The sequence below is a fragment of the Listeria valentina genome (genome assembly GCF_011800755.1).
Taxonomy (GTDB): Bacteria; Bacillota; Bacilli; order Lactobacillales; family Listeriaceae; genus Listeria; species Listeria valentina.
Map to the genome: position 1 here is coordinate 1 of NZ_JAATJW010000005.1, position 25587 is coordinate 25587.

33 protein-coding genes, 1 pseudogene and 1 riboswitch are annotated in these 25587 nt (G+C 39.2%); of the genes and pseudogenes, 20 read left to right on the top strand and 14 right to left on the bottom strand.

The genetic code is table 11. The features are described 5' to 3' along the window. From HCK02_RS02160 to HCK02_RS02170, 3 genes are all read right to left on the bottom strand, one after another. On the bottom strand, positions 1 to 326 hold a 326-nt coding region (locus HCK02_RS02160), incomplete at its 3' end, for a transposase (protein ID WP_167628511.1). A 120-nt stretch (positions 327 to 446) separates the two neighbouring features. After that, on the bottom strand, positions 447 to 929 hold the full coding sequence (locus HCK02_RS02165) for an endolytic transglycosylase MltG (RefSeq protein WP_167628512.1): 483 nt from the start codon (positions 927 to 929) through the stop codon (positions 447 to 449). 46 nt (positions 930 to 975) lie between these two features. After that, positions 976 to 1353 carry a hypothetical protein gene (locus HCK02_RS02170; RefSeq protein ID WP_167628513.1) on the bottom strand — a complete coding sequence of 126 codons (378 nt, stop codon included), beginning with the start codon at positions 1351 to 1353 and terminating at the stop codon, positions 976 to 978. A gap of 194 nt (positions 1354 to 1547) precedes the next feature. On the opposite strand from HCK02_RS02170, the gene rpmG reads away from it, so the two are divergent. The 6 genes from rpmG (at position 1548) to HCK02_RS02200 (ending at position 6371) form a co-directional block, all read left to right on the top strand. Then, complete coding sequence (rpmG, locus tag HCK02_RS02175; protein WP_003719608.1) at positions 1548 to 1697, top strand: 50S ribosomal protein L33; 150 nt, start codon at positions 1548 to 1550, stop codon at positions 1695 to 1697. A gap of 49 nt (positions 1698 to 1746) precedes the next feature. After that, positions 1747 to 2286, top strand: a complete 540-nt coding sequence (locus tag HCK02_RS02180; protein ID WP_167628514.1) for a 5-formyltetrahydrofolate cyclo-ligase — start codon at positions 1747 to 1749, stop codon at positions 2284 to 2286. Between the two features lie 115 nt (positions 2287 to 2401). Continuing rightward, a complete protein-coding gene (locus HCK02_RS02185) occupies positions 2402 to 3958 on the top strand; it encodes a rhomboid family protein (RefSeq protein ID WP_167628515.1) in 1557 nt (518 codons plus the stop codon). After that, a complete protein-coding gene (locus HCK02_RS02190) occupies positions 3955 to 4164 on the top strand; it encodes a YqgQ family protein (RefSeq protein ID WP_167628516.1) in 210 nt (69 codons plus the stop codon). The genes HCK02_RS02185 and HCK02_RS02190 overlap by 4 nt, the downstream gene beginning before the upstream one ends. 24 nt (positions 4165 to 4188) lie before the next feature. Beyond that, complete coding sequence (locus HCK02_RS02195) at positions 4189 to 5169, top strand: ROK family glucokinase (RefSeq protein ID WP_167628517.1); 981 nt, start codon at positions 4189 to 4191, stop codon at positions 5167 to 5169. Positions 5170 to 5258: 89 nt separating this feature from the next. After that, positions 5259 to 6371, top strand: a complete 1113-nt coding sequence (locus HCK02_RS02200; protein WP_167628518.1) for a YqgU-like beta propeller domain-containing protein — start codon at positions 5259 to 5261, stop codon at positions 6369 to 6371. A gap of 36 nt (positions 6372 to 6407) precedes the next feature. Here the strand turns inward: HCK02_RS02200 and HCK02_RS02205 are convergent, their stop codons facing one another. From HCK02_RS02205 to comGA, 7 genes and pseudogenes are all read right to left on the bottom strand, one after another. Beyond that, positions 6408 to 6572 carry a hypothetical protein gene (locus tag HCK02_RS02205; RefSeq protein ID WP_167628519.1) on the bottom strand — a complete coding sequence of 55 codons (165 nt, stop codon included), beginning with the start codon at positions 6570 to 6572 and terminating at the stop codon, positions 6408 to 6410. Continuing rightward, a complete protein-coding gene (comGF, locus tag HCK02_RS02210; protein ID WP_167628520.1) occupies positions 6565 to 7035 on the bottom strand; it encodes a competence type IV pilus minor pilin ComGF in 471 nt (156 codons plus the stop codon). The genes HCK02_RS02205 and comGF overlap by 8 nt, the downstream gene beginning before the upstream one ends. Continuing rightward, positions 6998 to 7282 (bottom strand): type II secretion system protein, encoded by a 285-nt coding sequence (locus tag HCK02_RS02215; protein WP_167628521.1) that lies wholly within the window; start codon positions 7280 to 7282, stop codon positions 6998 to 7000. The genes comGF and HCK02_RS02215 overlap by 38 nt, the downstream gene beginning before the upstream one ends. After that, positions 7269 to 7694 carry a competence type IV pilus minor pilin ComGD gene (gene comGD / locus HCK02_RS02220; protein WP_208970429.1) on the bottom strand — a complete coding sequence of 142 codons (426 nt, stop codon included), beginning with the start codon at positions 7692 to 7694 and terminating at the stop codon, positions 7269 to 7271. Before comGD ends, HCK02_RS02215 begins: the two co-directional genes overlap by 14 nt. Continuing rightward, positions 7684 to 8001, bottom strand: coding sequence for a competence type IV pilus major pilin ComGC (comGC, locus tag HCK02_RS02225; RefSeq protein ID WP_167628523.1), 318 nt, complete (start codon positions 7999 to 8001; stop codon positions 7684 to 7686). Before comGC ends, comGD begins: the two co-directional genes overlap by 11 nt. Positions 8002 to 8012: 11 nt before the next feature. Beyond that, a pseudogene (comGB, locus tag HCK02_RS02230) lies at positions 8013 to 9045 on the bottom strand (competence type IV pilus assembly protein ComGB). Beyond that, positions 9032 to 10042 (bottom strand): competence type IV pilus ATPase ComGA, encoded by a 1011-nt coding sequence (gene comGA, locus HCK02_RS02235; protein ID WP_167628524.1) that lies wholly within the window; start codon positions 10040 to 10042, stop codon positions 9032 to 9034. Before comGA ends, comGB begins: the two are co-directional and overlap by 14 nt. Before the next feature lie 350 nt (positions 10043 to 10392). Then, a riboswitch (glycine riboswitch) is annotated at positions 10393 to 10483 on the top strand. 82 nt (positions 10484 to 10565) lie between these two features. Here comGA and gcvT point away from each other — a divergent pair. Genes gcvT through gcvPB form a run of 3 tightly spaced genes read left to right on the top strand, consistent with a single transcriptional unit; the run spans position 10566 to position 14503 of the window. Then, positions 10566 to 11654 carry a glycine cleavage system aminomethyltransferase GcvT gene (gene gcvT, locus HCK02_RS02240; RefSeq protein ID WP_167628586.1) on the top strand — a complete coding sequence of 363 codons (1089 nt, stop codon included), beginning with the start codon at positions 10566 to 10568 and terminating at the stop codon, positions 11652 to 11654. Positions 11655 to 11687: 33 nt separating this feature from the next. After that, positions 11688 to 13046, top strand: coding sequence for an aminomethyl-transferring glycine dehydrogenase subunit GcvPA (gcvPA, locus tag HCK02_RS02245; RefSeq protein ID WP_167628525.1), 1359 nt, complete (start codon positions 11688 to 11690; stop codon positions 13044 to 13046). After that, the gene (gene gcvPB, locus HCK02_RS02250; RefSeq protein WP_167628526.1) at positions 13043 to 14503 is read left to right on the top strand and encodes an aminomethyl-transferring glycine dehydrogenase subunit GcvPB; all 1461 of its coding nucleotides are present in this window, start codon (positions 13043 to 13045) and stop codon (positions 14501 to 14503) included. The genes gcvPA and gcvPB overlap by 4 nt, the downstream gene beginning before the upstream one ends. Before the next feature lie 39 nt (positions 14504 to 14542). Here the strand turns inward: gcvPB and HCK02_RS02255 are convergent, their stop codons facing one another. From HCK02_RS02255 to HCK02_RS02270, 4 genes are all read right to left on the bottom strand, one after another. Beyond that, positions 14543 to 15166, bottom strand: coding sequence for a pentapeptide repeat-containing protein (locus tag HCK02_RS02255; RefSeq protein ID WP_167628527.1), 624 nt, complete (start codon positions 15164 to 15166; stop codon positions 14543 to 14545). 64 nt (positions 15167 to 15230) lie between these two features. Beyond that, positions 15231 to 15611, bottom strand: coding sequence for a rhodanese-like domain-containing protein (locus tag HCK02_RS02260; RefSeq protein ID WP_167628528.1), 381 nt, complete (start codon positions 15609 to 15611; stop codon positions 15231 to 15233). Positions 15612 to 15655: 44 nt separating this feature from the next. Next, a complete protein-coding gene (locus tag HCK02_RS02265) occupies positions 15656 to 15934 on the bottom strand; it encodes a hypothetical protein (RefSeq protein ID WP_167628529.1) in 279 nt (92 codons plus the stop codon). A gap of 7 nt (positions 15935 to 15941) precedes the next feature. Continuing rightward, the gene (locus tag HCK02_RS02270; RefSeq protein ID WP_167628530.1) at positions 15942 to 16904 is read right to left on the bottom strand and encodes a DUF1385 domain-containing protein; all 963 of its coding nucleotides are present in this window, start codon (positions 16902 to 16904) and stop codon (positions 15942 to 15944) included. Positions 16905 to 17058: 154 nt separating this feature from the next. On the opposite strand from HCK02_RS02270, the gene HCK02_RS02275 reads away from it, so the two are divergent. From HCK02_RS02275 to HCK02_RS02325, 11 genes are all read left to right on the top strand, one after another. Further along, positions 17059 to 18120 (top strand): M24 family metallopeptidase, encoded by a 1062-nt coding sequence (locus HCK02_RS02275; protein WP_167628531.1) that lies wholly within the window; start codon positions 17059 to 17061, stop codon positions 18118 to 18120. A gap of 102 nt (positions 18121 to 18222) precedes the next feature. After that, on the top strand, positions 18223 to 18780 hold the full coding sequence (gene efp, locus HCK02_RS02280; RefSeq protein WP_167628532.1) for an elongation factor P: 558 nt from the start codon (positions 18223 to 18225) through the stop codon (positions 18778 to 18780). Between the two features lie 137 nt (positions 18781 to 18917). Next, positions 18918 to 19403, top strand: a complete 486-nt coding sequence (gene accB / locus HCK02_RS02285; protein WP_167628533.1) for an acetyl-CoA carboxylase biotin carboxyl carrier protein — start codon at positions 18918 to 18920, stop codon at positions 19401 to 19403. A 13-nt stretch (positions 19404 to 19416) separates the two neighbouring features. Beyond that, on the top strand, positions 19417 to 20781 hold the full coding sequence (accC, locus tag HCK02_RS02290; RefSeq protein WP_167628534.1) for an acetyl-CoA carboxylase biotin carboxylase subunit: 1365 nt from the start codon (positions 19417 to 19419) through the stop codon (positions 20779 to 20781). Between the two features lie 2 nt (positions 20782 to 20783). Further along, entirely contained in the window at positions 20784 to 21191 is a 408-nt protein-coding gene (locus tag HCK02_RS02295) for an Asp23/Gls24 family envelope stress response protein (RefSeq protein WP_167628535.1), read from the top strand. 31 nt (positions 21192 to 21222) lie between these two features. Further along, on the top strand, positions 21223 to 21606 hold the full coding sequence (nusB, locus tag HCK02_RS02300) for a transcription antitermination factor NusB (RefSeq protein ID WP_122865576.1): 384 nt from the start codon (positions 21223 to 21225) through the stop codon (positions 21604 to 21606). Between the two features lie 107 nt (positions 21607 to 21713). Beyond that, entirely contained in the window at positions 21714 to 22571 is an 858-nt protein-coding gene (gene folD / locus HCK02_RS02305; RefSeq protein WP_167628536.1) for a bifunctional methylenetetrahydrofolate dehydrogenase/methenyltetrahydrofolate cyclohydrolase FolD, read from the top strand. A gap of 15 nt (positions 22572 to 22586) precedes the next feature. Further along, complete coding sequence (gene xseA, locus HCK02_RS02310; protein WP_246215511.1) at positions 22587 to 23957, top strand: exodeoxyribonuclease VII large subunit; 1371 nt, start codon at positions 22587 to 22589, stop codon at positions 23955 to 23957. Further along, positions 23929 to 24159 carry an exodeoxyribonuclease VII small subunit gene (xseB, locus tag HCK02_RS02315; RefSeq protein ID WP_167628537.1) on the top strand — a complete coding sequence of 77 codons (231 nt, stop codon included), beginning with the start codon at positions 23929 to 23931 and terminating at the stop codon, positions 24157 to 24159. Before xseA ends, xseB begins: the two co-directional genes overlap by 29 nt. Continuing rightward, entirely contained in the window at positions 24156 to 25040 is an 885-nt protein-coding gene (locus HCK02_RS02320; RefSeq protein ID WP_208970430.1) for a polyprenyl synthetase family protein, read from the top strand. The genes xseB and HCK02_RS02320 overlap by 4 nt, the downstream gene beginning before the upstream one ends. A 167-nt stretch (positions 25041 to 25207) precedes the next feature. Then, a complete protein-coding gene (locus HCK02_RS02325) occupies positions 25208 to 25408 on the top strand; it encodes a cold-shock protein (RefSeq protein WP_122865574.1) in 201 nt (66 codons plus the stop codon). Positions 25409 to 25587: the final 179 nt, after the last annotated feature.

Sequence of the window (25587 nt, forward strand, 5' to 3'; positions counted from 1 at the left end):
TTCCCAAAAGTTGAAAAATGCGGGATTTTACTATTGAAATCATAGCCTAAAAACCAGCGATAAGCTGTATTGGTTTCGACTTCCTTAATCGTTTGTCGCATGGAACGAATGCCAAATAGATATTGAATCAGCACGAGCTTAATTAAAACAACAGGATCTACACTCGGTCTTCCTGTGTGTGAATAGGTGTGTTCCACTAGCGGATAAATAAAATCAAAGTCAATCACAGCATCTACTTTACGAACCAAATGATCTTCTGGCACTAAATCGTCCATCGAAATAGCCACCATTTGATGGCGGATCTCATCTTGATGTTTTGATAACATGTCTATCCCTCCAGTTTTATGTATGTTCTATCACAAGTATATCTAAAAAAAGACTGTAAACAAAGTTTTTCACTACTTTGTCTACAGTCTGGATTGTCCCAACTTTTGGGACAATCTTTTTTATTGGTGAGCTAATTTTTTAGCAATTTCTTCGTAACTCATCTTGCTGTTCAAGTCATACGAGCCATCACGAACATATTTTTCATAATCATTTTGTTTTAAAAACTTTTCAAAATCAGAAGCACTTTTGACAATTCCGTTTTTCTCAAGATCTTCACTTGCTTTTGAAGAAGGATCACCTTTTGCAATTACAAGTTTATAATTTTTAACTTCATTTTTCTTCTTTTCTTCGTCTGCTTTTTTCTGAGCTTCAAGGCGCTTAGCTTCGTCTTGATTATTTTTTTCTAGTTCTTGCTTAGCAAGCAGTTTTTCATACTTAGCTTTCCAAGTTGCACTGTTTTCTTCGCTATTTTTATTTACCGTTGTTGTTTTTTTACTTTCTTTTGCTGCATTCGAATCTACAGAAAAGAACTGATTGAAAACGAAGAGAACCACTGCTGAAATGAGCAATCCAAGTGCAATCATACGCAGATTGTTTTTCAAAAGGGAATACTCCTTTCTGTATTAGTTTCTCTATTCAAAATGGATTTTAATGTTCCAAATATTCTTCAATAGTTTGTTCAATCTCTTCTTTTGGAAGAGTAACTTGTTCAACAATTTCATCCACAGAAATCCCACTCGTATAAAGGGTAATTACTTGTTTTTTCAGTAAAGATTTCATTTTTGGACTTACACTTTCTGCCTCTGTTTCAGCATCTTCATCAGCTTGTTCGGCTGGTTCTTTCGTTATGTTCATAGCTTTTTCAAGCAATGAAACCCGCTTTTTGAGCTCGTAATTTTCATGCATCAACTGTGAAGCGACTTCTTCTAATTCTGTTTCAATTTGTTTGCTTTCATCTTTTTGCATAAACGAAAGAACAAACAATGCGATGGCAGCAATCAGAAGGATTATGATCACGACTGTCATTATGGAGTAACACCTCTTTTCCCTGTTCCTATACATACATTTATACCATAAAAACTCTATTCTTGGCTATGGATATTCCAATTTGTAAAGAAAATAAAAAGAAAGCAGCTTTCGAACCTTGCGGAAATAGAGGAAAGATGGTATCATTATACAGGTTATAAAATACTCTTTCGCAAAGATTTGGAGGGAAAACAATGCGCGTAAACATTACTTTAGAATGTACCGAATGTGGCGATCGCAACTACATTACAACTAAAAATAAACGTGAAAATCCTGAACGTATTGAACTAAAAAAATATTGTCCAAGATTGCGTCGTGTGACTTTGCACCGCGAAACGAAATAAGCAGCAGACTTTCCTGTTGCTTTTTCTTTTTAAGGAGGTTTCAGAAAAAATGGAGAAGGGCAAGCTTAGAACGGAAACATTAAAGTTACTGACATCACTTGATAAAACAGAGCATAACGAGAAGTCACTTAAGTTAGCTGAACTTCTTTTTGAAACTGAAGAATGGAAGCGTGCTCATTTTGTGGGTATCACGTTATCGCGTCACCCTGAAATTGGGACAGAAGCAATTATTCGTAGGGCATGGGAAACGGGAAAGAAAATAGCTATTCCTGAGACACTCTATCCAGGTCATAGAATGCAATTTCGAGAATATGAAAACGGCGATCAGCTGATTAAAAAAAAGTTTGATTTGATGGAACCGAGTGAAAAGGCAAAGCTAGTTCCAAAAAGCGAGCTATCCTTACTCGTCGTTCCAGGAGTTGTCTTTAATTCCGCAGGCTACAGAATAGGCTTTGGTGGCGGATTTTATGACAGATATTTGATGGATTTCCCTGGTGATACGATTTCTTTAGCTTTTTCAGAACAAGTTAATGAAGAACTAGTTACTGAAGATCACGATATTCCGGTTCAAAAAGTTTTGGTAATTTGATAAATAGAGTTTGTGATAAATTTTCATAAAAACAGGTCCTGTTGTTTACAATGCCTGTTTTTTTGCGTATAGTAGTATGTATAATAGGCAATTTAGATAGAAAGCAGGGAATTGTTTGAGTCTCCAAGAAAATTATATTTTCTGGCGATTGACTAATTACTTTTTAGAGCAAGAAAACTATCGCTTGATTCATTTACATGAAGAAAAGCATGAATTGTGGTTAGAAAATCCCAGTCAAAAAAAACGCCCGGTAATACGCATTCAAATTCGTGAAATGGGATGGACGAGTGTCGTTGAAAGGGATATGAACCATACTTTTAATGTGGCTGAAAATTTACGGAAGCAAATTGGTGCTCCGTTTCTTCAAGTTGCTAATATTTATATCACTCCGTTTGCTCCAGTAGGGGAGGAAACGTTGTTTAATGAACAAACTAAAAATCAAAATGGAAAAATTAACATTCAAAATTTGCTTGTTTCGTCTGAGCGTCTTCAAGCAGATTTTCATACCCTTGAAAAGCAGCTTGCAATTCCAGCAGGGACATTTCAGGCTGAGTCGAATCTAACAGAAGAACAAGTTGTCAATGAACGCCAGAATGTTATTACGTATATTACGAAAAAAGTTAATGACGAAGAGCAAAAAGCAAGAAAGTCAAAGCCGTATATCACTTATGGCTTCATTTTACTACAAGCTTTGTACTTTATATGGGTGTTTTTGAAAGACAGTTCGCTGAATACTTATACGCTTGTAGAATGGGGAGCAAAATTCAATCCGCTTATTTATGAAGGAGAATGGTGGCGTTTTGTTTCGCCAATATTTCTCCATGCAGGTCTTATGCATATTGCGGCTAACTGTTTAATGATCTATATTGTTGGACCTTGGGCAGAAAGACTTTACGGGCGTTCTCGTTACGCATTAATTCTTATTTTAGGAGGAATTGCAGGGAACATCGCGAGCTTTGCCTTAAATAGTAGTGTTGCTGTTGGATCAAGTACAGCTGTTTTTGCACTGTTTGGCTGCTTACTTTATCTAGTAGTTTTAAAGCCACATTTATATGCAAAGACAATAGGCGTAAATATCGCTGTTCTTGTAGCTATTAATCTAGTGCTTGATTTGTTCATGCCTAGTGTTGATTTGGCGGGACATGTAGGAGGACTTGTAGGTGGTTTCTTCTTGGCAGGTGCTCTTTCTATTCCACACCAATACTTTAATCTCCGCCGAATCCTGTACGGCGTGGCGGTACTGATTTTAGCAGGACTTTTCTTATACATGGGCTTTGAACGAACGAATGAACCAGTTGATCCTGCAACAGCCAATGGAGTTGCACAATATTACTTGAGAGAAAATAACCAAAAAGAAGCGAATAAGCTTTTCAGCTATTTAGAAAAGAGTCGGAGTGCTGATGAGTATAGTTATACGTTAATGGCTAGTCAGGCGCTTACGAAGAAAGAGTTTCGTGTAGCAAAAGATAAAGCAAATGAAGCTATTCGACTTAATAACCAATTGCCGCAACCGCATTATATACTTGCGATTTGTTATTTACAAGACGGAAATGATAAGGAAGCACTGAAGCATGCGGAAATGGCAAAAAATCTTTCACCTGATAAAGTTTATCAAGATTTATTTCATCAGCTTCAACAAAATAATCTAAAGAAACCAGAGGGGTCGCTATGAATTCAGTATACGATGTCCAACAGTTACTTAAAAAATATGGGGTTTTTGTCTATTTAGGGAAGCGTGAATATGATATTGAAATGATGGAGCATGAACTAACAGGGCTTTTTAAACATCAACTATTAGATAGGGAAATATATGCAAGAGCCAGGAGTATTTTAAAGCAAGAGTTGATCAAAGAACAAAAGAAAAACAGCTGCCTTTGAGCAGTAAAAAGGAGCAAGTCGCGAATGGAAAAGAAATTGATTGGCGTTGATCTTGGTGGAACAACAGCAAAAATTGCGGTTTTAACAAAAGATGGTGAAATTGAAGAGAAGTGGAGTATCCGTACAAACACGGAGGATAAGGGTTCTCATATCGTTCGTGAGATTGGTGATAGTGTCAATCAAAAGTTAACGGAACTCCAAATGGACAACAGCGAATTCTACGGCATTGGTGTCGGAACTCCAGGAACAGTGAATTACGAAACTGGAACGGTAAAAGGAGCTTATAATTTAAATTGGGTGGAAGAGCAAAATGTTTCAGAGGAGTTAGAGCGACTCACAGGGCTATCGATTCAACTGGATAATGATGCGAATGTTGCAGCGCTTGGTGAACGCTGGAAAGGTGCTGGAGAAGGCGGAGCCAACGTTGTCTTTGTCACGCTTGGAACAGGAGTAGGCGGCGGGATTTTTGCAGAAGGAAAAATTCTTCACGGCGTGAGAGGGGCGGCTGGCGAAATTGGGCATGTGACGGTTGTTCCAGAAAATGGCTATCAGTGTACGTGTGGGAAGACAGGGTGCTTAGAAACGGTTGCTTCTGCTACTGGAATTGTACGTGTAGCGAAAGATCTTGCCAAAGAATATAAAGGCTACTCAAAGCTTGCAAACTTGATTCAAAATGGCTCTAAAATTAGTTCAAAATTGATTTTTGATTTTGAGAAAGATGGGGATCCGTTCGCGAAGAAAGTAGTGGATCGAATTTCATTTTATTTAGCTCTAGCGCTTAGTCATATTGGAAATATGTTAAATCCTGAAAAAATCATTATTGGTGGTGGGGTATCCGCTGCTGGAGATGCGTTACTAAAACCTGTTAAAGCGTATTTTGAAACCATGGTATTTCCAACGGTCTTAGAATCTACAAAACTTTCCATTGCAACACGTGGAAATGATGCAGGTGTGATTGGTGCTGCATGGCTTGCGCTTCCAAAAGAAGAAGAAAACAATATTTAAACTTCTGTAAAGCCTTCATTCTATCAGGTTTGATTCATTTCAAAAAGGGTAATTGGTAGAAATGAATACATTCAGAATGGAGGAAAAAGATGAAAAAGAAATCATTTTGGCCATTGCTCGTTTTGCTAGTGAGTATTCTTTTCATCTTTTTTGGATGTAAGCAGGACGATAATCGTTCAGCTGAAGAGGGGGAAAATAGTAAACCGGAAGCGAAGACCATAAAGCCGATCAACGCGGAAAAGAATGACTTTATTCGTGCCGTAGGTTGGCTTTCTAATGATACAGTTTTAATTCAAAAGCAAACTGCTGAAAAGACACGTTTGATTAAATACCATCTTTTTTCTGGAAAAAGTGATGAGCTACTCGAAACAACAGATATTATTTCAGAAATCAAAATTAGCCCAGATTATCAATACTTTTTCATTTATGGCGTTTCAAAAGAGAATAAGGTTGCATTAACTATATATGACAGTAGTTCTGGCGAAAAGATTGAGAGTCACGCGATGCAACCTTTGGCTGCCAATTTTTATTGGAATCCAGATTCTCCGGAGAAACTGATGGTTATTGTTTATGAACAGAACTTTTCTTACTCAGCTTATGTTTATGACTTTTCAAAAAATGATTATAAAGCTGTTTCACTTCCTTCTTCGTTAATTTCTTGGTATGGAGATAATTTATATTTAGCAAATCAAAAGAACAGTCAAAGCGAACTTGGAAATTTATATCTGCAGAATATCCATTCAGATTCTGAGAAGGATTTAGTTGCAGCTAATATTTTTGAATTTGCGACCAATCGGAACTTACTACTGACCATTGAAGAAGCAAATTCTGAGGATAAAGTTACTTATAATTTTCGCTCAAGTGGCTTCGAATCACTTTCGAAATATGATATGCCACGTGAATATGACAAACTAGGCACCTTTATTCCTTATTTCGATTTGAATTTCTCTAGAAAACAATTTACGAGTTTCGAGCCTTATGAAAGCCGTGAAATTGGCCCTGTACAGGGTGAATATAAATTAGTTCAGATTGACCCAGAGACAGGGAAAAAGCGAACCATCTTAGAACTGGTAGATAATCAGCCACTGCTTAGCTCACCTAATGGAAACTACCTGTTATATGGATATCAATATGAAAAAATGATTGATTTATCAAAGAAAGAAGTAGACGATTTTATAGAAAAAGAAGACGATACTTATTAAAAGATATCTTGTTTGATAGGAGTTTGTTGCAAGACTCTATTCGGATGAGCTGTCTTTTTTTATTTGGGTTTTATAATAGTCTTGCCAACTTTTTTCGAACATGATTTGTCTTTCAAAAAGAAGAGTTACAGTTGTAACAGTCATCAAAGTTAAAGATAGTAAAAATAAAGTAACTAGCAAAGTAAAACCATTTTTATTCATTTTTGACATCTCCATGAAGAGGGATTTTGGTCTGCAATAAGTGCTTCGCTTTGGACTCTACTATTATTTCTAAATCATTGGTCGAAGTTTTAGTTTGAAAAGACTGGATATTGGTTAAAATGGGTTCGTGTCCTCGCCCGTCAACTTGCTTTCGGATTAGTGAGTGGTATTTGGAATAGCAAACTTCTTTTTCATCTTTAACAAAACAGAATCCATCTGGACGGATCGTTGAAATAGCGTGATCGCCTTTTTCTTCTTGTAATTGCTTTAAAAATAAGTGCCATTCAGCCGAAGTGGCTACTTCACTTGCTTGAATGATTTTATGTTCCACTTGAAGGGCGAGCGGGAGAAGAGAAAAAATAGACGTGACAGCTAAAAGAGATAAAAGAGCTTCAATTAAAGTGAAGCCATTTTTTCTGGCTTGATTAAAAAGAGAGGCAGACTTGTTGCTTTCTTTTTCCACAAATAACCCAACCTCCTTTAGAAGCTTTTATTTCAATTTCTTCGTTTCTGGAATAGATTTTTATAGGGTGACCAGAAAAAAGTTTTACTTCATCATACATTTTCTGATAGAGCATCGTTTGTTCGCGTTCGTTATCCAACCGGTTGATCAAGTTCCATAAAAATGGAAAGAGGACAGTACAAATGATGAGTAGCGTGCTTAAGGAAAGAATACTTTCGATGAGTGAAAAGCCATTAATTTTCTTCAATATTAAATCGTCCTTTCCCAATTTGAAATTTAAGTTGATAGTTTCGCGTCTCACCTTGCCACTTCACGGTTCGAAATCGATTAATGTGCCCAGTTTGGGGAAGAAATTTAAAGTTTTCTTCTTTTTTAATCCGCATGCTATTTGGGTATTTTTCGATTAAATCTGGTTTATCGCTCCTTTGGATAATGAGTTGATCTCGTTTGAATCGAAGTTCAACAGGCTCGCTTTGTTGAAGTAGTGCTTCGGACTGAGCAAGATAAATATCTGCCTTTAAAATTTGAAAGAACTGTTTTTCTTCTATTTTTCTAAGTGAGCGAAATGCGGGAGGAACTGAACAACTGATCAGCAATAGAAAGATAGCAAGGACTAAAAGCATTTCTGCAAGGGTGAAGCCATTTGCACTATTTTTCATGAACATTTCCGCTGCCATCAATAGTAACAGAATTGCCATTCGGACATTTCTTTTGTTTATTTGATAGGAAACCTTTATCTAAAAGGTCATTAAAAGAAGGGACGTTGTGATATTCCAGTTCGTAAGCTTGAACTTGAGTTTCTACCATCGAAACAAAAGCACTACAGCCTTTATCATTGATAGATTTGCTTTGCTTTGTAAGGTTCGGGATGATAAGGAGAAGTAAAACACTCACGACAAGCAAAACCACAAGCATTTCGACCAAAGTAAAACCACGTTCATCACGCCAATTTATTTTCATTATCATTACACTCCTTATTAGATTTGATCGACCATACTAAACATGGGAAAGAGAATGGATAAGTAAATTGAAATAATCAAAATGCCAATAACTAGAAAAGCGAGTGGTTGAATATAGCCGAATAACTTTTCCGTCTTAGCCATTGATTTTTGATAACAAAGTTCATAATAAAACAGCATTTCATCAGCAATCGTAGCGTTTTGCTCACCATGCTGGATTATCGAAACCAGTTCAGTTTCAAAGAGTTTTAACTGAGAAACGGAAGTGGCGAAAGGATGTCCCTTTTCAATATTTTTAGCGAGTCGTTTTCCAATTTCTTGAAAAAAAGCTGGAGAACTGGGGCTTGAAAACAGAATCAGCATTTTTTGAACGGATAAACCGCTTTTAAGTAAATAACCGCATTCTCTTGCGAATAGTTGTGAATAGTGGATTCGTATAAAACTTGAAAAAATGGGGATGCGAACGAAAGCTTTCGCTCGGTCGAACGCATTTTGTCGCTTGCTTTTTCTCATGATAAAAAGAATGAACAAGAAAATCGCAGCAACAAGGAAAAATAAAATAAGCGGAAGTTGCTTGAGCAAAAAGAATATAAAAGTAGTGGAAAGTTTTTTATGATCGCTAATTTGGCTGAATAATAAATCAAATTTGGGTAACAAAAAAACGCGTAACAAGAAAAAAACCACAATGACCGTTGCAAAGAGAATTAAAGGGTATTGAAAAGTCTTTTTAAGCGTCTTTTCTTGTTCGGCTCTTTTTTTTTAAGAGCTCTCCACATTCTGCAAGGGTTTTTGTGAAAAAGCCGTGTTCTGCCGCATAGTAAATAGGAGCGAATATAAATTCTGGAAATGCAGCTTGTTGCAGTGCTTCTTGAAATGAATAGCCCTCTTGTAAGAGGTTCAGCATCATTAAATAACGTTTGGCGTGTTTGGGGTTTGCGATAGCAAGATATGAAATAGCTGTCTCAATTGAAAAACCTTGCTTGAGTAAAGTAGCAAGCCGTGTTAAAAAATCTCCATCTTGTTCAAGTTGGCGCTGGTTAAAAAAAGCCATAACATTTTCCTTTCTGAATTTGTTTTTCGATACTTAATCCATCTGTGCAATTTTCTCCCGAAAAAAGTGAAAGAAGTGTTTCGTTTTGAGTAGCATGTTCATAAAGGACAGTTTGTTTTTCCGAGAGATGTGTGCAAAATAAAGAGCAATCTTTCCCGCAAAAAGGACAGTATAACTGCTTCAGAACTTGATGGCTGATCCCAAGTAGAGCTTGAGTGAGATGATTTTTTGGTAAACCAAATTCAAGCAGTCGCGTTAGCACACCAGATAAGCTATCTGCATGGACTGTACTCAAAACGAGATGACCAGTTAAAGCGGCTCGGATGACGATTTCGGCCGTTTCTTGGTCGCGGATTTCACCTACGATGAGAATGTCAGGATCATGGCGTAAAACAGCACGAATTAGTTTACTGTAAGTAAGTCCGGCTTTTTCATTGACCGCAATTTGCAGGAATGTTTCATTCAAATGTTCAACGGGATCTTCGATAGTTACTATGCTTTGAAGTTTTTGAGATAAAAATAATTCGGCTAATCCATACATCGATGAAGATTTTCCACTTCCGGTGCTTCCAGAAAACAAAAAGAGTCCCGTATGATTGTGACAACATTTTAAAATGCTGTTTGATTCGATGGGGAAAATCGAGGATTTCTGAAAAGAGATAAATTGGTTAAAACGAAACAAGCGAAGGACTAAGCTTTCGCTTGAGCTGACATTAGGAAGAGTAGAGACACGCAGAGCGATTTTTTCATGATGGATTTGGTCTTCGAAACTTCCAGACTGTGGCAATCGTTTTTCACCAATATCAAGTCCTGATTGAAATTTTAAAAATAGGATCAACTTCTCGGTTTCTTCTTTGCTTAAAGTCTTGAAGGGATACAGTTTTCCGGCAATGCGCATTCGAATAAGAGCTCCGCTTTTAAAGGGGTGGATATGAATATCACTCGTGTCGTAGTGAAGCGCTTGTTTGAGCAGACTTGCTAAAAGTTGTTTGGGCAAAGTTAGAGGCACCTCCTTGTTTCTTTCTTCGCCAAATATCATGAAACTCCTTTTTCGATAGAATCAAGAAAAATCGGCTAAAAGGTCTTTCTTTAGGCGAATTCAAAATTTTTCTCGTTTATTTGGCGAAATAAATCAAGAAAAACCAGCAAAAAAATTTTTTTGTTCGTGAAAAAGATTGTGAAAAAATAAACAATACGGACGTTTTGTAAAAAAAAATAAAGTTAAGCCTTTACATTACGAACGTTAAGAGCGATAAATCGTAATATATCCGTAAAAACTTATTATTTGCCGAACAATCTGTGCCATGGTAAGCTAGAGAAAAGGAAAGGGTACATAGAAAAAAGCGGTTGAATGTAAACGGAGAGACTGTTTTGACAGCGCCGACGGGGAAAGCATGAACTATGTGAAACTCTCAGGCAAAAGGATGTTTACAGGACGCAACTCTGGAGTGGAATTTGCGACAGGGCTTATTGCTTATAAGCCTTTTTCCTATGCACAAATTCAAGAGGAGGTTTTCATGTTGACAGAGCTTTTAAAAACACCGCTTCATCCGCTCTACGCGAAATACGGAGCAAAAACAATTGATTTTGGAGGATGGGATTTGCCCGTTCAGTTTTCAGGAATTAAAGAGGAGCATGAAGCAGTTCGAACACATGTAGGCGTTTTTGATGTTTCACACATGGGGGAAATCTTAGTAGAAGGAAAAGAAAGCACTGAGTATCTTGATAAGGTCCTCTCAAACAATGTTTCTAAATTGAAAGTGGGACGTGCTCAGTATAATATTGTCTGCTATGAAACAGGCGGAGCAGTTGATGACTTAGTAGCTTATAAATTTTCGGATGAAAAGTATTTGCTCGTTGTCAATGCTGCAAACACTGAGAAAGATTTCAACTGGCTAAAAGAACATGTGACAGAAGACGTGAAAGTCTCTAATGTGTCTAGTGAATACGGACAGTTAGCGGTTCAAGGACCAGAAGCTGAAAAAATATTAGGTACGCTTACGGATACAGATTTGTCAGCTATTCCATTTTTTGGCTTTGAAGAAGATGTGAAAGTAGCTGGGAAGAAGGCACTCATCTCACGCACTGGTTATACCGGGGAAGATGGCTTTGAAATTTATACGAAAGCAGAAGATACGGCTGAAGTATTTGAAGCGCTTCTCCAAGCGGGAGTAAAGCCTATTGGGCTTGGCGCGCGGGATACACTTCGTTTTGAAGCGAACTTTGCGCTTTATGGTCAAGAGTTGTCGAAAGATATCACACCGCTAGAAGCTGGGCTTAATTTTGCAGTGAAGTTGAAAAAAGAGGCTGACTTTATTGGGAAAGAAGCGTTAATTAAGCAAAAAGAAGCGGGCGTTCCACGTAAAGCGGTTGGAATTGAAATGATCGACCGGGGCATTCCGCGCACCGGCTATAAAGTTTTTGTAGATGGAAATGAAATTGGGGAAGTTACATCGGGGACGCAGTCACCTACTCTTGGTAAAAACCTGGGGCTTGTACTTGTGAAAACAGATTTTGCAAATGTTGGTCAAGTCATTGAAGTCGAGGTTAGAAATAAAAAGCTTCAAGCAAAAGTTGTCGAAACACCATTTTACAAACGTGAAAACTAGGGAGCAGTTACGCAATGAAAAGGAGGAAGAAAAATGGCGAAATTTCGTTATTTGCCAATGACGGAGCAAGATGAAAAAGAAATGCTTCAGGCTATTGGTGCAGAGTCAATTGAAGATTTGTTTGCGGATATTCCGGAAAAAGTACGGTTTAAAAGAGAATATGATCTTAAGCCACCACTATCTGAACCCAATTTATTAAAGGAGTTAAGTCGGTTAGCTGCTAAAAATGTAAATACGCAGGATGCGGCTTCTTTCTTAGGGGCAGGCACATACTCGCACTATATTCCGACGATTGTGGATCATGTTATTTCTCGTTCAGAGTTTTATACAGCCTATACGCCGTATCAACCAGAAATTTCACAGGGGGAACTTCAAGCGATTTTTGAGTTTCAAACATTGATTGCTGAATTAACGGGTATGGATCTTGCTAACTCTTCGATGTATGATGGGGCAACATCGCTTGCAGAAGGAGCTATGCTTGCGGCTGGGCACACGAGACGCAAGAAAATTTTAGTTTCTGAAGCAGTTCATCCCGAATCGATTAATGTATTAAAAACGTATGCAAAAGGACATCATGTTGAAGTGGTACTCATTCCGGAAAAAGATGGGGTAACGGATTTAGAAGCGCTTCAAACAGAAATGAATGATGAAGTAGCAGGTGTTGTCGTTCAGTATCCAAACTTTTTCGGTCAAGTAGAAGACCTTGGTGCGATCGAACCAATTGTTCATGAACATAAAGGTTTATTCATTGTTTCCAGTAACCCACTTGCGCTTGGAATTTTAACACCGCCGGGTGAATTTGGAGCAGATATCGTTGCTGGGGATACACAAGTTTTCGGGATTTCCGAATCGTTTGGGGGACCTCACTGTGGCTATTTCGCAGTGACCACGAAATTGATGCGTAAAGTTCCAGGGCGTCTCGTTGGGGAAACCGTAGATGAAAATGGAAAACGCGGTTTCGTGCTAACTCTTCAAGCACGGGAGCAACATATTAGACGTGATAAAGCGACTTCAAACATCTGCTCGAATCAAGCGTTAAACGCGCTCGCTTCTTCTGTTGCGATGGTAGCGCTTGGGCAAGAAGGTTTACCAGAAATGGCGAAACAAAATGTCGATAAAGCACATTATGCAAGAAAACGATTTGCCGATGCAGGCTTTGACATGAAGTTTAGCGAAGCGTTTTTTAACGAGTTTGTCATAAAACTTGATCACTCGGTTTCAGAAGTGAACGAAGCGCTTTTGGAACATGGTATTATTGGTGGCTATGACCTGTCGAAATACTATCCACAGTATCAAAATCATATGCTAGTAGCCGTTACCGAAATGCGAAGCAAAGAAGAAATCGATCAATTTGTTGAAACATTGGTTAACAGTCTGGAGGGAGTCAAATGAGTGAAACAATGCCATTAGTTTTTGAACGCTCTATTCCTGGTAGAATTGGATTTAGCTTACCAGAACAAGATGTGCCAGAAACAGATCTAAGTCAAATTTTCGATGCTAAAACGATTCGCTCGAAAAAAGCGGTTTTACCAGAACTCAGTGAACTTGAAATTATGCGTCACTATACAGAGCTATCGAACCACAATTTTGGAGTAGACTCTGGCTTCTATCCGCTTGGCTCTTGTACGATGAAATATAATCCAAAAATAAATGAAAAAGTAGCTCGATTCCCAGGCTTTGCAAATATTCATCCTTATCAACCTGAAAGCTCCGTGCAAGGTGCAATGGAATTGATGTATGATTTACAGGAAAGTTTAGTGGAAATCACTGGAATGGATGAAGTGACACTTCAACCTGCTGCAGGTGCACAAGGGGAGTGGACTGGCTTAATGTTGATCCGCGCATTCCATGAAGCAAATCAAGATACTAAACGGACCAAAGTGATTATCCCGGATTCTGCACACGGAACAAACCCGGCATCTGCAACAGTAGCTGGCTTTGAAGTTGTGACGGTAAAATCGAATGACAAGGGACTTGTTGATATCGAAGATTTACGGAGCGTTGTTGGAGAAGATACGGCAGCTTTGATGCTTACGAATCCGAATACGCTTGGTTTATTCGAAAAAGATATTGTGGAAATTGCTGAAATCATCCATGAAGCTGGAGGCAAGCTTTACTATGATGGTGCCAATTTAAATGCGGTTATGTCGAAAGCACGCCCTGGGGATATGGGCTTTGATGTTGTGCATTTAAACTTGCACAAGACGTTTACGGGTCCGCATGGCGGCGGTGGCCCAGGTTCTGGACCAATTGGGATCAAAAAAGATCTGATTCCTTATTTGCCAACACCTGTTTTGACCAAACAAGATGATCGCTATGTTTTTGATTATAATTACCCTGAATCAATCGGACGAGTAAAACCATTTTATGGCAACTTCGGCATTAACGTTCGTGCATATACTTATATTCGGACGATGGGCGCAGAAGGTTTGAAAAAAGTAACCGAATATGCGGTGCTGAACGCCAATTATATGATGCGTTGTTTGGAAAAAGCGTTTGATCTTCCTTATAGCCAAATCTGTAAGCATGAATTTGTTTTAAGCGGTAGTAGACAAAAGAAACTCGGTGTAAGAACAACGGATATCGCGAAACGTCTGCTCGATCATAATTTCCATCCGCCAACGGTTTATTTCCCGCTTATTGTGGATGAGGCAATGATGATTGAACCAACAGAAACGGAATCAAAAGAAACGCTAGATAGTTTCATCGATACGATGCTTGAAATTGCAAGAGAAGCGGAAGAGGATCCTGAAATCGTTCAAGAAGCTCCACATAATACGTATGTGAAGCGACTGGATGAAACACAGGCTGCTCGGAAACCTGTCTTGCGATATCAAAAAGAAAGTTAACAAAAATCCCCGAAAGCAAAGTCTGCTTTCGGGGATTTTTTAGTCTTCTATGATAATTCCAAGGATGGTTGACAAGCTGAGCGCTTGCTCGCGATTTACTTTTAATCCCTTTAAGGCAGGGACGGTTGCTGTAAGCCTATTGAAGGTCGAATCGGTGAAATCGAGTCCAAGCAATGAAGTATTGGCGAATAAGCATTCATCAAGATTGCATCGCGTGAACGTAAATTGCTTGAATTCCGTCCCATCAAATTCAGCTCCGCTTAAATCGCAATCAATAAAAGCGGCTGATTTGAAGCGACTAAAATTAAAACCAGCCAAGTTTAAACGACAGTTTTGAAAGGTAACATTTTGGAACAGTGTTTCGGAAAAGTCGATTCCAGTTAATTTACAGTCTGCAAAAGTAACGCGATGAATGGAACTAGCATAAAGAGTCAGATTGGATAAGTCACTTTTATCGAAAGAAACATCGCTCAGTTCAATTCTTGGATAAAAACGATTTTCAAAGTAACTATTTTGAAAACGAGAATGGTCGATCATGTAATGTTCTTCTTCCGCAAGTGGGAAGGCTCCAGAGAAAGCAATTTGACTGAAAAACGGATCGTCATATGTGAGAGCAGACTGATCAGTTAATGCATCTGGAATTTTTGGAGCTGTAATTTTCATGGTAGATTTCCTCCTAGAAATAAATAAGTCGTACCTTTTTTGAGGGGTACGACTTATTAAGAAATTATTTGGCTTTCGTTTTCCCAGTCCATTTGCTATAACCACGTTTTAACTGGTAAATATCTCTGTAGCCACGTTTATAGAGCATGATTGCTGCACGATTGCTGCGTTGAGCAGATTGGCAGTATAAATATATTGGTTGATCTTTGCGGATTTCTGATGTGCGTTGTTTAAGCTGCGTAACCGGAATATTCCGCGCGCCTAAAATATGGCCACCATCAAATTCATTTGGTTCACGAACGTCGATCAATTGCGCTTTGCGGTAGCCCTCTTTAAATTCTTCTTCTGTTAGTACAGTACGCGCTTTTTTACGCATAACAAATTGATAAACTTCATAAATGAATAAAATCAGCAAAATCGCGATTGCTAAAATCCAACTACCCAAATTCTAAACTCCTTTCCTAAAAAAAGCATTATAACTATTATACCTTATTTTTTTCCTCCATCAATGACTTTAAAGGAAGATTTTTTCTTTTTTTTAGCAGGCTTTACTTTTGCTTTCCGAAGCTCTTTTGATTGTTTTACGGCACGCTTGTAAGCGGAATCGGTTTCTTTTCGCCCTGCTGCCCGGTTTATAAAGTAAAAGAGGGCGGTGAAAATACTCGCGGAAAGTACTAGCCAAAACAAAATCGTCCATTTTCCAGTAAAAAGGCCAACCAAACACAAAAGTAAAATAACGGCAAGAATCAGAAGTGAACTTTTTTTCATCTTCGTCTTACTCCGCTACTTCCAAGTCGGAAATGTCATTTTGAACCGGTACGCCTTCTTTTTCAACGCGAAGTAATTCGTTGAATGAAGCGATGGCAACTTCCACTTGATCGTCTGTAGGTTCTTTTGTCGTGAGAAGTTGGAGCCAAAGCCCAGGATAGCCAAGAAAACGTAAAACAGGAATGTTTCGGCATTTGTTAGTGAGTTGTAAAACTTCAAAAGATACGCCGAGAACAACTGGAATTAGTAAAATCCGGTCTAAAATCCGTAACCAGAGTGGGTCAGTTGGAACTAAGAAATAAATAAACATCCCAACGACGACGGTGAATAGAATAAAACTGCTTCCGCAACGATAATGCAGGCGTGACTCTTTTTGGACGTTTGCAACGGTTAATGGAAGCCCATTTTCAAAGCAATTGATAACTTTATGTTCAGAGCCGTGATACTGGAAAACTCGTTTGATAATAGGAGTTTGCGAGACGGCGAAGATATAACCTAGCAATAAAAGTAGTTTGAAAAAGCTTTCTAACAAGATTTGTCCAGTGTCGCTAGGGACAAGGAATCGGAAAAACTGAGCAAGAAACACAGGGATGAGCGTCATGACAAATTTAGCAAAAATAAAAGAAAGAATGCCGATAACGGCAACACCTAGCCACATGGCAAGTTTGGATTCTTTCTTTTCCACGTGCTGCTCTTCTACCGGATCATTTGGATCTTCTTCATATCGGTCGGTAGCAAATGTTAAATGTTTGGATCCGATCGCACTGGATTCGATTAAAGCAACAATGCCGCGGAGAAAAGGAATTCGTTTTAGTTTTGCGACCCAAACAGGGCTGTTTTTTTCAAGATAAAAATAATCAAATGTACCATCTATTCGTCTTATGGCAGTGACAGTTTGCTTTTTGCCACCAAACATAACGCCTTCAACAACAGCTTGACCGCCATAAGTTGGTTTTGGATTTTGTTTCATATATTCACCGACCTTCTTGATTTCTAGAGTATCATTATAGCACTTTCTAATTGGACAAGCTAGAAACGGAGCGGGTTTGAGCGCGAAATCATATTACGAGGCACGATTTTATGCTACAATAGCAGAAGAATGAAAAAGCTAGGGAGGAAAGAACATGAACAAATTATCGAAAATTCAAGATTCGTTACAAAAGGCAAACTATCAAGCGGTTCTTGTAACGAGTGAATACAATCGTCGTTATGTTTCCGGTTTTACGGGAACAAGTGGAGTCGCGCTCCTTTTACCTGATAAGGCTTACTTTATAACGGATTTTAGATATACGGAGCAAGCTGCTAAGCAAGCGATTGGGTATGAAATTGTGAAACATACTGGACCGATTTTTGAAACTGTAAATGAACTCCTCAAACAAAATGGAGTAAGAACGCTTCACTTTGAAGAAAGCTATGTAACGGTTGCTGAATTTAAATTGATGCAACAAACTTTTGAAGCTGAGCTTGCGCCGATTCAAGGCTTTTTTGAAACGATGCGCGAAGTGAAAACGGAAGCTGAATTGAAGGAAATTAGAACGGCTTGCGAAATTGCAGATGCTGCTTTTAGCCATATTATTAAATTTATGAAAGTTGGCATGAAAGAAATTGAAGTTTCGAATGAATTAGAGTTTTTCATGAGACGAAACGGTGCGACGTCTTCTTCTTTCGATACGATTGTTGCAAGTGGACTTCGTTCGGCTCTCCCTCATGGTGTTGCCTCCCAAAAGGTCATTGAATCAGGGGACTTTGTCACGATGGATTATGGTTGTTACTATAACGGATACTGCTCCGATATGACTCGTACGGTTGCGATGGGCGAACCGGATCCTAAGCTTAAAGAAATTTATCAAATCACGCTGGATGCGCAGTTAAAAGTGATTGAGGCTTTAAAACCTGGCATAACAGGGATTGAAGCAGATAAAATCGCGCGAGATCATATTGCTTCGTTTGGCTACGGAGAAGCATTTGGACACTCGCTCGGACACGGGATTGGCCTTGAAATTCATGAAGGACCTAATCTTTCAATGAAAAGTAAAAAGGCACTTGTTCCTGGAAACGTTGTGACGGATGAACCTGGCATTTATTTACCTGAAATTGGTGGAGTTCGAATTGAAGACGATCTTTTGATCACAGAAACAGGGAATGAAGTCTTGATTCATTCGCCAAAAGAACTGATAATCTTATAAAATTTTCTTTGTAAGTTTGGCGGTTTTATGGTTAAATAAAATAGGATATAGTTTACGAAACTTGGATTCCAAGATCTTGGCTTATTAACAGGAGGAAAAAAGATGATTTCAGTAAATGATTTTAAAACGGGGCTTACGATCGAAGTCGATGGCGGCATTTGGCGCGTTATGGATTTCCAACACGTAAAACCGGGTAAGGGCGCTGCATTTGTTCGCTCGAAACTCCGCAATCTTCGTACTGGAGCAATTCAAGAAAAAACATTTCGTGGTGGCGAGAAAGTTGGAAAAGCTCAAATCGATAACCGCAAAATGCAATATTTATACGCAGATGGCGATAATCATGTTTTCATGGATAATGAAAATTATGAGCAAATTGAATTACCAAGTTCGCAAATTGAATATGAACTTAAATTTTTGAAAGAAAATATGGAAATCAACGTGATTATGTATCAAGGTGAAACGATCGGCGTAGATCTTCCAAATACGGTAGAGTTAAAAGTTGCTGAAACAGAACCTGGCATTAAAGGAGATACTTCTTCTGGTGGTTCGAAGCCTGCAACGCTTGAAACTGGTCTTGTTGTACAAGTGCCGTTTTTCGTAAATGAAGGCGATACACTTGTGATCAACACAACAGAAGCTACTTACGTTTCTCGCGCTTAACTTTTCCCTGAGCACTTGCTTTTTGCGAGTGCTTTTTTGATGAAATTTAGGCGGAGTAATACTTTTTCAACATGAAATATGATACAATGTTGATGGTATATATAATCTATATAGAGGATTAAGGAGTGTAGAATGAAATGCTATCTTTTGATGAAATTAAACAGCTAATTCAGCTGATTGATGAGTCCAATTTGGATGAACTAAAACTAGAAGTTGACGATACAAAAATTCATTTACAAAAAAATAGCGGAGCTGTCACAGTTATTCCGCAAAAACAAAGCTCAGTTGCGGTGCCAGCAGTAGAAGCAGCAAGCCAAGTAACGGAAACTGCTGCAGCTGCTCCTGCTCAAACAAGTGAAGCAGAAAGCACAAGTGAAGCTGGTCTTGAAGTGATTACATCTCCGATGGTCGGGACTTTTTATGCGGCTGGTAGCCCAGATGATGCACCTTACGTACAAGTGGGTTCTAAAGTTTCAGCGAGCACAGTGGTTTGCGTTGTCGAAGCGATGAAGCTGTTCAATGATATTACAGCAGATGTAAACGGAGAAATTGCAGAAATTCTTGTTTCAAATGGGGAGCTAGTTGAATATGGTCAACCGCTCTTTAAAGTAAGAAAACAGTAAGGGGTCCTTCGATATGATTAAAAAAGTTTTAGTAGCAAATCGGGGTGAAATCGCTGTTCGGATTATTCGTGCGGCAAAAGAACTCGGAATCGAAACGGTAGCGATTTATTCAGAGCCGGATCGCGATGCTTTACATAGTCAGCTTGCGGATGAAGCTTACTGCGTTGGGCCTGCAGCGTCCAAAGATAGTTACTTAAATATGTCGAATATTATCAGTGTTGCTGTTTTGACAAACTGTGATGCGATTCATCCTGGCTATGGTTTCTTAGCTGAAAATGCGGATTTTGCTGATCTTTGTTCGGATTGTAATATTACTTTTATCGGTCCAAGTGCAGAAGCAATTTCTCAGATGGGGACAAAAGATGTGGCGCGTGAAACGATGCGTAAAGCAGGTGTTCCTGTTGTCCCTGGTTCCCACGGGATTGTTTCTGGCGCTGAAGAAGGAATGAAAATTGCAGCCAAAATTGGTTACCCTGTTATTATTAAAGCAACAGCAGGCGGCGGCGGAAAAGGTATTCGAATTGCCGAAGATGAAGAGAAATTAATAAGCGGTATTCAAACAACGCAACAAGAAGCAGAAGCAGCATTTGGAGATCCCGGCGTTTATATTGAAAAGTACATTGAAGATTTTCGCCATGTTGAAATCCAAGTGATGGCCGATAATCATGGGAATGTTATCCATTTAGGTGAGCGAGACTGTACGATTCAGCGGCGCTTGCAGAAATTAATTGAAGAAAGCCCTTCTCCTGCTCTTGACGAGAAAATGCGTCAGAAAATGGGGAAAGCGGCAGTCAAAGCGGCGAAAGCTGTAAATTATTCTGGAGCTGGAACGATTGAATTTATCTACGAGCCGAAGCAAAAATCGTTTTACTTTATGGAAATGAACACGCGGATTCAAGTGGAACATCCGGTGACGGAACTTGTTACGGGTGTGGACCTTGTGAAAGAGCAATTTCTTGTAGCTTCTGGAAAAGAGCTTTCCGTGAAGCAACAAGACATTAAAATGAACGGTTGGGCAATGGAGTGTCGGATCAATGCTGAAAATCCAGCACGGAATTTTATGCCAGCACCAGGTGAAATTACTTTTTATTTACCACCAGGTGGGAATGGCGTCCGCATTGATTCAGCAGCTTATCCCAACTACAAAATCCCACCTTTCTATGATTCCATGATTGCTAAACTGATTTGTCATGCGGATACACGGGAAGAAGTGGTTGCTAAAATGGAACGTGCTTTAAGTGAATTTGCAATTGATGGTATTCCGTCAACGATTCCGTTCCATTTGAATGTTTTAGAAACGGAAGCATTTCGTTCGGGAGATTTCAATACGAAGTTTCTTGAGCAAAATGACGTTATGAATAAAAGCGAGGAGGACTAATCATGGCCTATACAAGAGATCTTAGAAAAGGGCAAGATGAACCCCTTGGGAAAATTGAAATTGCTCCTGAAGTGATCGGTGTGATTGCCGGACTTGCTGCTAGTGAAGTAGAACAAGTGGCTTCCATGCAAGGCGGATTTGCTACTGAAATGCGTGAGCGCTTTGGTGGTGCTGTGAATTACCGAAAGGGCGTAAAAATTGATCTAGTAGACGATGGTATTTTGGTTGATCTCTATTGTACGGTTTTGTTTGGTGCAAGTATTCCGCTTGTAGCTGAAAAAGTTCAAGATGCTGTTCGTAGCGCTATCTTTAATATGACTGGGCTTCACGTTCTTGAAGTTAATGTTCATGTTGTAGGCGTTCAGTTTGAAAAGACGGAACCGTTTTCTCTCGATGATTTAACCTTCTAAGCAAGTTTTGAAAGAGAAAAGGAGTACGAAAATGAAAAGAAGAGAAGCACGCGAGCGCGCACTTCAAGCTTTGTTTCAGATGGAGCTAAATGAAATGACTGCTGAACAAGCCATTGAAAACATCATGGACGGGGAAGAAGAGGCTTATGTCGAGAAGTTAGTTTTTGGAGTGACCGAGCATAAACAAGAGCTCGATGAAAAAATTACGGCACATTTGGATAATTGGAAGTTAGATCGCTTGAACAAAGTCGATTTATCGATTTTGCGAGTGGGTACATTTGAAATGTTATTTTTAGACGATGTCCCTGATCGCGTGAGTTTGAATGAATCAATTGAAATTGCTAAAGTATATAGCGACGAAAAAGCTAGCAAGTTTATTAATGGTGTACTGGCAAATATTGCGAAAAACGATTAGTGGTTTGACTGTAAGCGAGAAACCGAAAGATCTTAAAGAAAATAATCTTTTTTCTTTCGGATTTCTTCGTCTTACTTCATCATAAGTTTTTAAGGGGGCAATTTGAAATGGCACAAGTAATTGACGGAAAAAAATTAGCAAAAGAGATTCAAGAAAGCGTAACGAGAGAAGTAAGCGAACTAGTGGCAAAAGGAGAGCAACCAGGTCTTGCGGTTGTGCTTGTCGGTGATAATCAAGCATCCCGTACATATGTTAGAAATAAGCAAAAGCGGACGGAAGAGGCGGGTATGAAATCTGTTTTAATCGAATTACCAGAAGAAGTAAGTGAAGCTGAACTACTTCAAACGGTAGAAGATTTAAACAACGACCATTCCATTCATGGAATTCTCGTGCAATTACCGCTCCCAAAACATATTTCAGAAGATAAAGTTATTGATGCGATTAGCCAAGAAAAAGATGTGGATGGTTTTCATCCTTTGAATGTTGGAAACTTATTTATTGGGAAAGAAACCCTTGTTCCTTGTACGCCAGCGGGTATCATTGAATTAATTAAATCAACTGGCGAAAAGATTGAAGGAAAACGTGCGGTTGTGATTGGAAGAAGTAACATCGTTGGAAAACCAGTGGCTCAGTTACTGCTTCAGGAAAATGCAACCGTGACCATTGCGCATAGTCGGACAAAAGATTTGCCGGCGGTTGCAAGTGAAGCTGATATTTTAGTCGTTGCAACTGGACGGGCGAAATTTGTCAAAAAGAACTTTGTAAAACCAGGAGCGATTGTCATTGATGTTGGCATGGATCGCGATGAAAATAACAAACTTTGCGGGGATGTTGATTACGAAGATGTATTTGAACAAGCAGGATTTATCACACCGGTTCCTGGTGGCGTTGGTCCGATGACGATTACAATGCTTCTTAAAAACACATTAACCGCTGCAAAAAATTTATTTGCCAAACAAGGCTAAATGACGGAAGTGATGATTTTGCAAGAAAAGTACTTAACAGTTGAGGCATTGACTAAATATATTGAGCGTAAGTTTGAAGCGGATCCTTATTTAAAGCAAGTTTTTGTGAAAGGTGAAATTTCAAATTTAAAAATGCCAGCAAGTGGTCATCTTTATTTCACGTTAAAAGATGAAGCGGCGATGATTCGTGTCGTGATGTTTGCAAAATCTGTCCAAAAATTAAATTTTAAGCCCGAAGATGGGATGAATATTCTTTTAACCGGACGAATTTCTGTTTTTACAAAAGCTGGACGCTATCAATTTTATGCTGAAGGGATGGAGCCAGACGGAATTGGTGCTCTTTATGTGCAGTTTGAACAGTTAAAAGCAAAATTGGAAAAGGAAGGACTTTTTGATGCGGAGCATAAAAAAGTGCTTCCTTCTTTCCCTTCTAAGATCGCTGTTGTCACGAGTCGAACAGGGGCGGCAGTTCGAGATATTCTAACCACCATTCACAGGCGAATGCCAAGCGTTGAGGTACTTGTTTATCCGACACTTGTTCAAGGAGAGGGCTCTGCACGAAAAGTAGCAGAAAACATTGCGCGAATTAATCAACGGAATGATATTGATTTAATGATCATTGGTCGTGGAGGCGGTTCGCTTGAAGAACTGTGGGCGTTCAATGAAGAAGTCGTGGTTCGCTCCGTCTATGATTCAGATGTTCCCGTTATTTCGGCTGTTGGACATGAAACTGATTTTTCTCTTTCTGATTTTGCAGCAGATGTGAGAGCAGCAACACCAACCGCAGCTGCGGAACTTGCTGTTCCGCACGCAGCAGATTTACTTGAAAGGCTAAGTGAGCGAAAATATCGGTTGACACATTCTTTAAATTTAGTGTTTGAGCGAAAACAAGCTGACCTACTCGGGGCGAAAAATAAACTGCAATTTTATGGACCTAAACGTTTGCTTGAAAAACAAATGGAGCGTCTTGATTTCGACGTTTTAAAGTTAAACCAAGCGATGAAACAACAACTTGAACGAAAGCAGTTTCAGTTTGAGCGCCTAGCTGGAAGATTACAAGGTCATTCACCTGCTAATGAGCTGAGAAAAAATGAGCAAACGCTAAGTGATCTCAAAAGACGGTTGCAAAGAGCTGCTTATGTAAAAGTTAAAGATGAGCGTCATAATTTTGTAAGACAAATAGAAGCCCTTGAATACTTAAATCCTTTGGCTTTACTTAAGCGAGGATTTGGACTAACTTATAAACAAGATGAGCTTGTGAAAAGTATCGATCAAATTGAGCCAGGAGATGAAGTTTCGGTACGCATGTATGGTGGAAAGTTTCAAGCGAATGTAACAGCGAAGGAGGAAATGGAAATTGGCAACGAAAAAGGAGCAGACATTTGAGGAAGCACTAAAAGAATTGGAAGAAATTGTTGCAGCGCTCGAAAGTGGAACGGCGACGCTCGAAGAGTCACTGAATATCTACCAGCGTGGCATTGAACTAACAAAGCTTTGTGAAACAAAACTAAAAACAGCAGAAGAAAAAATGGCTAAAGTAGTCGATGAGGATGGAAACGAAGCGCCTTTAGATGTGGAAGGGGAATGAATCAGTTGGAGTTTCAGGAATTTCGAAAGTATTACAAGAGACTGACTGAAAAGCGTTTAGAAGATGCTGTCGATGAGCGAATCGAACCTCACTTGAAAGAAGCGATGCACTATTCACTGATGGCTGGAGGAAAACGAATTCGTCCACTTTTGATTTTTGCGACAGTTGAGGCACTTGGAAAAGACGCCCACCTTGCGCTTCCTGCTGCTAGCGCACTGGAAATGGTGCATACCTATAGCTTGATTCACGACGATTTACCAGCGATGGATAATGATGATTTGCGGCGCGGGAAACCAACTAATCACAAGGTTTTTGGGGAGGCCACGGCTATTCTCGCAGGAGATGCTCTTTTGACGCTAGCTTTTTCGGAAATCGCGGAGGCGCCTGAGCTGGATGAAACGAAGCGTCTGAAACTTGTTAAGGATTTAGCCGAGCAAGCAGGCGCACTTGGCATGGTCGGAGGACAACAAGCAGACATTTTAGGCGAGAAACAAAAACTTTCCCTTGAAGAGTTAGAGTCGATTCACCGTAGGAAGACGGGTGCTCTTCTTTCCTCGGCAATCTACGCAGGAAGCATCATCGGTGAAGCTACAGAAAACGAACGCATGAAATTACGAGTGTTTGCAGAAAATATCGGAATTGCTTTCCAAATTTGTGATGACATATTGGATGTAACAGGTGATTCTGAGTTGCTCGGAAAAGAAGCTGGCGCAGATGCATTGTTAGAAAAAAGCACCTATCCCAGTTTACTTACGCTTGAAGGCGCAAAAGAAGCGCTAGAAGAACGGTATTTGGCAGCTGTTCAAGCTCTTTCGGATTTTGATTCTCGGAAAACTAGGTTGCTTGATATCGCAAATTGGATTGTAAAGCGTAACTATTGACGTTTAATTTGGTCAAGTCATTTGCTTTTCTGAATAAAGCATGTTATTCTTAAATGGCATTATTTTTGTGGGTAAAGATACGATAGTTGAAACAACTTTTCCGTCTCGTGCCTTAAGCAAGAATAGTACAAATAAAGTGTGCACTGAGCACGAGGAGGAAAATAAAGATGGAACAAGGTACAGTTAAATGGTTTAACGCAGAAAAAGGATTTGGATTTATCGAACGTGAAGGTGGAGACGATGTATTCGTACATTTCACTGCTATTCAAGGCGACGGATTCAAAACTCTTGAAGAAGGTCAAACAGTGACTTTCGATATCGAAGAAGGTTCGCGTGGACCACAAGCAGCGAACGTTAACAAAGCGTAAGCTTAATCGTACAATTTGAAAGGCAATCCTGTTTAAAGCAGGGTTGCCTTTTTTGTTTGTAAAGAATTTTTGGATTTTCTTGGTGGAAAAGCTTTAGAAATGATATAATGATGGGAGTAATTGAAGAAAGAGCGAGAAAGCCCTATTTTGGGGCATTTTTTCTTACGATGATGAATTTG